Genomic DNA, 7,864 nt, shown 5'->3' with positions numbered 1-7,864 from the left:
TGAATGATCCCGAAAAAAAGCGACCCGGGACGAAATTTCTCTCTTTCGTTCCGGGTCGTCTCAGCCTTCAGGCCGCCCTGTCGATCAGGCCGAGGTCTGCATCGACGGCGTCGCGGGAGCGTTCACCTTCGGCGGGATCGTCGAGGCGAGGTACTCCTCGTCGGAGATCGGAGTGGGCATGCGCACGAGAGCGTGACGGAGCACCTCCTCGATGTGCTTCACAGGGATGATCTCGAGGCCCTTCAGGGCGTCCTCCTTGATCTCCGTGAGGTCCTTCATGTTCTCGTCCGGGATGAGGACGGTCTTCACGTTGCCGCGCTGGGCCGCGAGGAGCTTCTCCTTCAGGCCGCCGATCGGCAGGACCTCGCCGCGCAGCGTGATCTCGCCGGTCATGGCGAGGTCGGAGCGCACCGGGATCTTCGTGAGGGCCGACACCATCGCGGTCGTGATCGCGGCGCCCGCGCTCGGACCGTCCTTCGGGATCGCGCCCTCGGGGAAGTGGATGTGCCAGTCGGTGGTCGAGAAGATGTCCGCCTTCAGGCCGTAGCTCTGCGCGCGGGCACGCACGACCGAGCGGGCGGCCTCGACGGATTCCTTCATCACGTCGCCGAGCATGCCGGTGCGCAGCACCGCGCCCTTGCCCGGGTAGGCGACCGCCTCGATCATGAGGATGTCGCCGCCCACCTCGGACCACGAGAGGCCGTTGACGATGCCCACCTGGGGCTCGCGCTGGGCGACCGTGATGCTGTAGCGGCGCACGCCGAGGTACTTCTCGAGATTGGCCTCGGTCACCTCGATCGGCAGCTTCACATCGGCCTTCTTCTCCTCGAGCTCGGTGAGCACGATCTTGCGCAGGATCTTGCCGATCGAGCGCTCGAGCGCACGCACGCCCGCCTCGCGGGTGTAGTAGCGGATGATGTCGTGCACCGCGCCCTCGGTGATCTTCACCTCCTTGTCCTTGACGCCGTTCGCACGCATCTGCTTCGGGATGAGGTGACGCTCGGCGATGTGGACCTTCTCGTCCTCGGTGTAGCCCGAGAGCGAGATGACCTCCATGCGGTCAAGGAGGGCCGGCGGGATGTTGTAGCTGTTCGAGGTCGCCACGAAGAGCACGTCCGACAGGTCGTACGGGCACTCGACGTAGTGGTCCTCGAAGGTGTTGTTCTGCTCGGGATCGAGCACCTCGAGGAGCGCCGAGGCGGGGTCGCCGCGGTGGTTCATGCCGATCTTGTCGATCTCGTCCAAGAGGAAGAGCGGATTCTTCACCTTGGCCTTGATGAGGTGCTTGATCACCTGGCCCGGCATGGCGCCCACGTAGGTGCGGCGATGGCCGCGGATCTCGGCTTCGTCCGAGACGCCGCCCAGAGCCATGCGCACGTACTCGCGGTTCGTCGCACGGGCGATCGAGCGGCCGAGCGAGGTCTTGCCGACGCCGGGGCCGCCGACGAGGCAGAGGATCGGAGACTTCACCTTGCCGACGCGCTTCTGCACGGCGAGGTACTCAAGGATGCGCTCCTTCACCTTCTCGAGGCCCCAGTGGTCCTCGTCGAGGATGCGGCGGGCGCGCGCGATGTCGCGCGAGACGCGGCTCTTCTTCGTCCAGGGGATGTCAAGGAGCGTGTCCACGTAGCTGCGCACGACGGAGGCCTCCGCCGACGAGGGCGGCATGCTCTTCAGGCGCTTCAACTCAGCGAGCGCGGCCTGTTCGGCGGCCTCGGGCATGCCGGCCTCGCGCACCTTGCGCTCGAGGGCGGCTTCCTCCTCGGTGTCGTCATCCTCGCCGTCGATGCCGAGTTCCTTCTTGATGGCCTTCATCTGCTCATTCAAGTAGTACTCGCGCTGGTTCTTCTCCATCTGGCCCTTGACGCGAAGCTGGATGCGCTTCTCGATCTGGCCGCTCTCGAGCTCGCGGTTGAGCACGCCGATGAGCAGGTCATAGCGGTCCGAGATGTCGGCGGCGCGCAGGAAGTTGATGCGCTCGGCCGTGTTGAGCGGCACGAAGGACGCGGCGACGTCGCAGGCGCGGATGTCGTCGGCTTCCTCGGTGACGGGCTTGAGGTGCTCGCTCGAGAGCTTCTTCACCGTCGAGGCGTAGTCCTGCAGGAGCTTCGTGAGCGTGCGGCGGTAGGCGGGCAGGTCAGCGGCCTTCTTGTTCTCCGTCGGGAGAGCCTCCGCGGTGGCCTTGAAAAAGCCCGAGGCGTTCGTCCATTCCTTGACGACGCAGCGCTCCGTGCCGTGCACGAGCGCCTTGACGGAACCGTCAGGCAGACGCAGCAGCTGATCAATCTCGCCCGACACGCCGATGTCCCAGAGATCCTTCGGCTCGGGGGAATCAACGCCCTTCTCACGCTGCGTGAGAAGGATCACCCGACCGGAATGCATGCGCATGGCCGCCTCCGCGGCGAGCACAGAAAGCGGACGCCCCATGAACACCGTCGTCATGGCATTGGGGATCACCACCATGTCGCGCAGGGGGATCACCGGCAGCGGGCCGATGGCCTGCGGCTTCTGTTCGGGAGTATTGGAATTCTGATCGTTCAAAGCAGTTACCCAGTGGATATGTCAACAAGTACTGTTTATATGGGGACGGAGGCCCTGAATTTCAAGGCCGCTCCCTCATGAGACGGCATCGGCTGCGGCCCCCTCCGATCCCCTTCGGGGAGAGAGGAGTGCCCGCAGCCGTCGTCGTGAGCGCCCGGGGATCAGGTACGAGCCGTCGCTCAGCTCGCCGCCTGGCCCGCTCCCGCAGGAGCCGGCACGCCCGACTTCTCGGCGATCTCGGCCGGAGAACGCATCACGAGCTCCGGGGTCGCCTTTCCGAGAACAGCCGCCTCGGTGACAACCACCTTAGCGACATCTCCGCGACCGGGAACGTCAAACATCGTGTCAAGAAGTATCTTCTCGATGATGGAGCGCAGACCGCGGGCGCCCGTCTTGCGCTCGATCGCCTGATGCGCGATCGCCTTGAGCGCCTCGGGCGTGAACTCGATCTCGACGTCCTCCATCGCGAAGAGCACCTTGTACTGGCGCACGATCGCGTTCTTCGGCTTCGTGAGGATCTCGACCAGGGCAGCCTCGTCGAGCTCGTCGAGCACCGTGATCACCGGCAGACGGCCGACGAGCTCGGGGATGAGACCGTACTTCACGAGGTCGGAGGTGTCGATCTGGTGGAAGAGCTCGGTAAGGTTGTGGTCATGCTTGCTCACAACCGTGCCCGAGAAGCCGATCTCGCTCTTCTCGGTGCGGTGGCGGACGATGCGCTCCATGCCGTCGAAGGCGCCGCCGCAGATGAAGAGGATCTGCGAGGTGTCGACCTCCATCATGGGCTTGCCGGGATTCTTGCGGCCGCCCTTGACGGGCATCGAGGCGATCGTGCCCTCGACGAGCTTCAGGAGCGCCTGCTGCACGCCCTCGCCCGACACGTCGCGGGTGATCGAGGGGTTCTCGCTCTTGCGGGCGATCTTGTCGATCTCGTCGAGGTAGATGATGCCCTTCTGGGCGCGCTCGATGTCGCCGTCGGCGGCCTGCACGAGCTTGGCGACGATGTTCTCGACGTCTTCGCCGACATAGCCCGCCTCGGTGAGGGTCGTCGCGTCCGCAATCGCGAACGGCACGTCAAGCGCGCGGGCGAGCGTCTGCGCGAGCAGCGTCTTGCCCGAGCCCGTCGGGCCGATCAGGAGCACGTTCGACTTCTGCAGCTCGACCTTGTCCTCGAGGCTCCTGAGCTTCTCGCTCTTGCCGGCCGTGAGGAGGCGCTTGTAGTGGTTGAAGACCGCCACGGCAAGCGTGCGCTTGGCGCGCTCCTGCCCGATCACGTAGCTGTCAAGGAGTTCGTAGAGCTCGCGGGGAGTCGGAACCTTCTGCGGGAAGGTCTCCTCCTTCGCCGCCTCGGCAGGGGCCCCGGCGCCCGGCTGGGAGCCCGCCCCCGTCGCGTCCTTCAGTTCCGAGGCCATGGCGCGCACGCACTCGCCGCAGAGCAGTTCGCCGTGCAGACCCTGGAAGAGCGCGGAGCACTGCGACTCTTCACGGCCGCAGAAGGAGCAGTAGCGTTTGGACATTCTTTCTTGCTTCCTTCGCACACCCCGGCCGCCCGGCGTCCGGGCGCGAAAAGGCGGGATGTGCGTTTCAAAGGGTTCTCCGGACCCTCAGGGGCGGCGCGCCTTCGTTCATTCGGGTGAGGCGCGTCCCGTCGGGCAAGTCCGGGGGGAAGGTTTTGTGTTCCTCGGCCGATCAGAGATCCGCACGCGTGGTGAGGATCTTGTCGATCAGGCCGTACTCAAGCGCCTCCTCGGCGCTCATGAAGTTGTCACGGTCCGTGTCGCGGACGAGCTCCTCGTAGGAGCGGCCCGTGAAGCCGGCCATCAGCTCGTTCATCTGGCGCTTGATCAGGATGAGCTGGCGGGCGCGGATCTCCACGTCGCTCGCCTGGCCCTCGGCGCCGCCGAGCGGCTGGTGAATCATGATCCTCGAGTGCGGCAGCGCATAGCGCTTGCCCTTCTCGCCGGCGGCGAGCAGGAACGCACCCATGGAGGCGGCCATGCCGAGGCAGATCGTGTTCACCTTCGGACGGATGAAGCGCATCGTGTCGAAGATCGACATGCCGGCCGAGACCGAGCCGCCCGGGCTGTTGATGTAGAGCGAGATGTCCTTGTCCGGATCCTCGCTCTCGAGGAAGAGCAGCTGAGCGACGATGAGCGAGGCGGTCTGGTCATTGACCTCGCTCGTCAGGAAGATGATGCGGTCGCGCAGAAGACGCGAGTAGATGTCAAAGCTGCGCTCGGCGCGGCCGGAGCTTTCAACGACAATAGGTACGAGAGACATGGGTGTTCCGCCGTGTCGGGCCTCCCCGGGACCGGCATTCCGGTCCGCTCGGGCAAGCCCTCGGTCTTCATGAAAGGATTTCGGGGACGTCAGGCCCGGAGGCGGCGAGCTTCCTCGCCGGGGCGCTTCCGTCGGATGAGACAAACGTTCGCACATTAGCGCGAAACAGCTCCTCCGTGTGCCGGAAATCCGCTTTCGGGGAGACTTATCCCCAAGTGGGGATGTCTCCACGCTTAAAAAATAGCAAAGGCGCCCGGAGGCGCCTTGCCGATCTATGTCAGATTCTTGCCCGAGGCTCGCCGCGTCCCGGATTTTCATTCAGAACGCGGCCGGCGGCCTTTCGGTGCAGGGAATCAGCGCTTCATCAGAAAGCGCCGGACATGACCTTGTCGAACTCGACCGCTTCGTCCGTGGTCGTCGCCTGGCCGAGGAGCCAGTCGCAGAAGTTCTTCTGCACGACCTGGGCTGAGATGGCGGCACGGCGCTGACGATCGGTCGTGAGGTACTTGACGACCTCATCCGGGGCCTCGTAGGAGCCGGCGATGAGCTTGGCACGCTCGGTGATCTGCTCCTCGGACGGCTGGAGCTTCTGCTGCTCGACGATGAAGGAGAGGAACATGCCGTTGCGGACGCGCTTCTCAGCCTCTTCCTTGAACATCTCGGCGGGGAACTCGGGGACGTCCTTCATGCCGCGCTGCTTCATGGACTGAGCGAAGTCATTGCACATGTTCTTGCGCTCTTCCTCGACCACGACGGTCGGGACCGGGAACTTGAGGGTGTCGGCGAGAACGTCGAAGGCTTCCTTCTCGGTCTTCTGCGTGATGCGGGCCTCGACCTCGCGCTCGAGGTTCGAGCGGACGTCGGCGATCATCTTCTCAACGCCGCCCTCGACGCCGAGGGAGCGGGCGAACTCGTCATCGAGCTCGGGGAGCTCGGCGACCTGGAGGTCCGTGAGCTCGACCTCGAACTGAACGGTGGCGCCGTTGAGCTCGGCCGGGCCGTAGTTCTCCGGGAAGGTCATGTCGAAGGTCTTCTTCTCGCCCTTCTTCATGCCGTTGACGGCGGTGTCGAAGTCGGCGAGCATGCGGCCGTCGCCGATGACGAACTTGAAGCCCTCGGCCTTGCCGCCGGCGAATTCCTCGCCGTCCTTCGTGCCGCGGAAGTTGACCGTGACCTGGTCATCCTTCTGGGCGGCGCGGTCCTCGGCGGCCGGGACGTAGTTGGCGCGCTGGCGACGCATCACGTCGAGCGTCTTCTGGACAGCGGCCTCGTCAACCGTGCAGGTGTAGCGCTTGAGAGCGACGGCCTTCAGGTCCGGGCACTCGATCTCGGGGAAAACCTCGAACGTGGCCTTGAACTTCATGGACTCGTCATCCTGCGAGCCCTCGACGGGCGTGACGGTCGGCTGGCCGGCGATGTTGAGGCCGGAAGCCTGGGCGGCCTCAGCCCAGGCCTTGCCGATGAGCTCGTTGAAAGCCTGATCGTAAGCCTGACGGCCGTACATCATCTCGACCTGCGCCGCGGGGACATGGCCCTTGCGGAAGCCGGGCATGCGGGCTTCCTTGGCGTAGTTGCGGAGATACTTCTTGACGAGCGCCTGAACTTCAGCGGACGAAACGGAGAGCTCGAGGGAGCGCTCAAGGGGGTTCACCGCGGGCGTCTCAGCGGCAGCCTCAGGGGCGGCGGCCTGTTCGGTCTCGACAGCCTGTTCAGTCTTTTCTTCAGTCATCGCTATGTTCTTTACTGAAAAATTCGGACGCCGGCTTTGGGCCGGTGGATCGCTCTTAAGTTCGAGCTTTGCCCGGCGCGGGGCCCGAGATAGTTGTTAAGCCCGTCCGGGTTTCGAGAGCTTTCCCTTGAGGAGGCTCAGAAGTCCGGGCGGAACGGAAAAATTCTGTGCTCCGGGGACCTGTGCAAAACGTGTGCACAAGGCGGCCCCTGAGTCGAAGCGTTGCATTATAACCGAAGCATCTTCCGTGATGCATTCTTTTCCGCTTCGCTAAACTTCAGTGGTTGCTGTAATTCTCACCTCCGGACATCCTCACGCCATGCACCTCAGGTCCTCGCTCCCGCTTGTGCTCGTCGCTCTTCTGCTCTCAGGCTGCGCCGCCACGCTTCAGCCTGCCGTCGAGAAGCCGGGACTGCCCGAGGAGTACGAGAACCGCATCGATGACGTCCGTTCCCGCATGCGCGCCGCCTGCGTCGCCCGCGACTACCAGCCCTACTTCCGCAAGACGGCCTGCCTGCCCTCGGGCATCACCGCGGCCATGATGAATGACCGCACGCGCATCACGGGCGAGCAGAAACGGGCGGCCGAGCGCGTCTTTGTGCTCACGCACGAGCTCAACGAGGAGACGCGCCGCATCATGATCGAGTCGGGCGTCCTTGAGCTCGCGCAGAGCGCCGCGGCCTCGCGCGCCGAGCGCGACCCGATGATCCTCGAGCTCCAGAACCAGCTCCTCGAGGGACGCATCACCTGGGGCGAGTACAACCGCGCCCGCTTCTCGCTCTACGAGCAGGGGTCGCACCCCGAGCCCCTTCCCGAGGCTGCCGGGGATGAGACGGCTCCCGCCGGCACCGCCCCGGCTCAGTCCGCCCGCTGAAAACTTTTTGCCGCCGCTTTCCTATAGAATGCGGCTCTCCCCCGAGGGGGAAGCGCGAGTGGCGAAATTGGTAGACGCACCAGGTTTAGGTCCTGACGCCTCTGGCGTGCCGGTTCGAGTCCGGCCTCGCGCACCAGAATTCAAGTACGAAAAGTACGAAAACGGCGCCTTGAACGTTCAGTGTTCAGGCGCCGTTTCTGTTTTCCGGACTTTCGTCCGGTCCGCTCCCGCAAGGAGGAACGGACCTCAGGCGAAGGTCACGGCGGAAGGTCCGGGGGCAGTCCCCGCGGCCGGATCAGTGCTTGCCGCCGCAGCCGCAGCCGCATTCACCTTCCTTGTGCTCGTGGTCATGGTCATGACCGCAGCAGCATTCGCCTTCCTCATGATGGTGGTCGTGACCGCCGCAGCAGCACTCGCCTTCCTCATGGTGGTGATCGTGG

5 protein-coding genes and 1 tRNA gene are annotated in these 7,864 nt (G+C 64.7%); 2 read left to right on the top strand and 4 right to left on the bottom strand.

Annotation, left to right across the window (positions count from 1 at the left end; translation table 11 throughout):
* Positions 1–84: 84 nt before the first annotated feature.
* The 4 genes from lon to tig all read right to left on the bottom strand — a co-directional run bounded on the left by lon (position 85) and on the right by tig (position 6,550).
* Positions 85–2,541 carry an endopeptidase La gene (lon, locus tag Q4F91_RS12090; protein ID WP_303337973.1) on the bottom strand — a complete coding sequence of 819 codons (2,457 nt, stop codon included), beginning with the start codon at positions 2,539–2,541 and terminating at the stop codon, positions 85–87.
* 179 nt (positions 2,542–2,720) lie between these two features.
* A complete protein-coding gene (clpX, locus tag Q4F91_RS12085; protein ID WP_303337972.1) occupies positions 2,721–4,058 on the bottom strand; it encodes an ATP-dependent Clp protease ATP-binding subunit ClpX in 1,338 nt (445 codons plus the stop codon).
* A 172-nt stretch (positions 4,059–4,230) separates the two neighbouring features.
* The gene (clpP, locus tag Q4F91_RS12080) at positions 4,231–4,821 is read right to left on the bottom strand and encodes an ATP-dependent Clp endopeptidase proteolytic subunit ClpP (protein ID WP_303337970.1); all 591 of its coding nucleotides are present in this window, start codon (positions 4,819–4,821) and stop codon (positions 4,231–4,233) included.
* 364 nt (positions 4,822–5,185) lie between these two features.
* Positions 5,186–6,550, bottom strand: a complete 1,365-nt coding sequence (gene tig / locus Q4F91_RS12075) for a trigger factor (RefSeq protein WP_303337968.1) — start codon at positions 6,548–6,550, stop codon at positions 5,186–5,188.
* Between the two features lie 319 nt (positions 6,551–6,869).
* Here tig and Q4F91_RS12070 point away from each other — a divergent pair, with 319 nt between their 5' ends.
* Both Q4F91_RS12070 and Q4F91_RS12065 read left to right on the top strand, forming a co-directional pair.
* On the top strand, positions 6,870–7,424 hold the full coding sequence (locus Q4F91_RS12070) for a hypothetical protein (RefSeq protein WP_303337967.1): 555 nt from the start codon (positions 6,870–6,872) through the stop codon (positions 7,422–7,424).
* A 52-nt stretch (positions 7,425–7,476) separates the two neighbouring features.
* A tRNA-Leu gene (locus tag Q4F91_RS12065) sits at positions 7,477–7,560 on the top strand.
* Positions 7,561–7,864 lie beyond the last annotated feature (304 nt).

The organism is Sutterella sp. (assembly GCF_030539355.1).
GTDB lineage: Bacteria > Pseudomonadota > Gammaproteobacteria > Burkholderiales > Burkholderiaceae_F > Sutterella.
This window is presented reverse-complemented; position numbering and strand designations above follow the sequence as displayed.

Excerpts from the sequence above, each read along its gene's own strand:
- clpP (WP_303337970.1), bottom strand. The coding sequence starts at position 4,821 with ATGTCTCTCGTACCTATTGTCGTTGAAAGCTCCGGCCGCGCCGAGCGC.
- Q4F91_RS12070 (WP_303337967.1), top strand. The coding sequence starts at position 6,870 with ATGCACCTCAGGTCCTCGCTCCCGCTTGTGCTCGTCGCTCTTCTGCTC.
- tig (WP_303337968.1), bottom strand. The coding sequence starts at position 6,550 with ATGACTGAAGAAAAGACTGAACAGGCTGTCGAGACCGAACAGGCCGCC.
- clpX (WP_303337972.1), bottom strand. The coding sequence starts at position 4,058 with ATGTCCAAACGCTACTGCTCCTTCTGCGGCCGTGAAGAGTCGCAGTGC.